Origin of the sequence: Gilliamella bombi, from assembly GCF_900103255.1 — a bacterium.
GTDB classification, from domain to species: Bacteria; Pseudomonadota; Gammaproteobacteria; order Enterobacterales; family Orbaceae; genus Gilliamella; species Gilliamella bombi.
Genome location: NZ_FMWS01000073.1, coordinates 526 through 1,553, shown reverse-complemented (window position 1 = coordinate 1,553; position 1,028 = coordinate 526). Strand labels below are relative to the sequence as shown.

Here is a 1,028-nt window from a genome sequence, read left to right as displayed (position 1 = left end):
TAATAAATATGATCCTGTATTAGCAAGCAATGAATCCCTAAAAAAAAGAGCTAAGGATAATGGAAATACAGAAGAGGGGGATGGTTATAAATATCGTGGTCGAGGCTTAGTTCATTTAACGTGGAAAAATAATTATAAAAAAGCGAGTGACTATTTTGGTATTGATTTTGTTGATCAACCCGATAAAGCAGCTGAACTTGATTATGCCGTACCAATCATGATTTGGGGAATGATGAAAGGGATTTTTACTGGTGGTAAATTGCCAAGGTATATCTATAAAAGTCATATTGATTACAAAGCAGCAAGAGCAGTAATAAATGGAAGTGATAGTGCTGATAATATAGCCTTTTTTGCGAGGCAATTTGAATCAATCCTTCGAGCGACGTCAAATTTAACTGAGGAATTTTAGAATGAGAAAAATAATATTATTGATTTTAGTGATGATAATCAGTGCAGTTTGTTCAGCAGAAGAATCTTGCTTAACTAAAAAAAGCATCACAAATCAAAAATTTAATATTAACTCTAAGTCTTATAAGTTTATATCTTACTTTTGTGAAAATAAAAATAGTGATGAAGATGATTTTTTTTCGGAGTCAGGAATACTAGAAGTACATGCAAAAAATTTCAATAAATCATATAAAAATGTAATTGGAATATGGGGCATGCTGAATATTAGATTGAATTCATGGAATAATAAGTCTGCATTTAATTACATTATGCCAGCTGCCGAAACTACTGAAGCCAATATACCTATTATGATTAAAAATAATGAGTTAATGGTTCAATGTGTATATATCAACCAAAGATTAAAAAATTTTATGGAAGCCAAATATTCTTATTGTGGCGATAAAAAAATTATCGAAGATGGATTTGGTAAAGAAGAGTTTGAAAATTTATTTCCTGAGTTTTACTTATACAGTATCTACAATAATATATACTTTCCAGAAAGTAACGAATATTTATCTCATAAAAAATTTGATGCTTTTATTGGTAAAATAGATGATATCAGTTTTTATCGACGTTATTCA

At 29.2% G+C, this 1,028-nt stretch carries 1 protein-coding gene and 1 pseudogene; both read left to right on the top strand.

Annotated features, from left to right (window positions below; genetic code table 11):
- Positions 1–409: pseudogene (locus tag B9N71_RS11795) on the top strand (hypothetical protein); the annotation flags it as partial.
- A 1-nt stretch (position 410) separates the two neighbouring features.
- Positions 411–1,028: hypothetical protein (locus B9N71_RS11790; RefSeq protein ID WP_167370112.1), on the top strand; the 618-nt coding region annotated here is incomplete at its 3' end.